Origin of the sequence: Priestia sp. SIMBA_032, from assembly GCF_046535215.1 — a bacterium.
Lineage (GTDB): Bacteria > Bacillota > Bacilli > Bacillales > Bacillaceae_H > Priestia > Priestia aryabhattai.
Map to the genome: position 1 here is coordinate 1 of NZ_JAWRXD010001509.1, position 238 is coordinate 238.

The following is a 238-nucleotide window of genomic DNA, read 5'->3' on the forward strand; positions in this document are numbered from 1 at the left end:
TAAATCACGACTTATGCTTTTCTTTCTCACATAATCCTGGAGTTCAATTTTAAATTCTTCTCCAACCTTATCTGCATTAATTGAATAGCTCTCATATATATTATTATATTTTTCAACAAATAAAGACTGGAAATATTTGTAAAATGTTTTTTTAATCTTCAGTCCATCACCAGATAAATTAGACTTATCAACGACCATTACGTCCACTACGAAATCTAACTTTTCAAGAAATTCTATT

Annotated in this window: 1 protein-coding gene; it reads right to left on the reverse strand. The window is 27.7% G+C overall.

Annotated features, from left to right (window positions below; translation table 11 throughout):
• Window positions 1-198 (reverse strand): hypothetical protein (locus SB717_RS39335; protein ID WP_410908733.1); only part of this gene is annotated, 198 nt, incomplete at its 3' end.
• Window positions 199-238 lie beyond the last annotated feature (40 nt).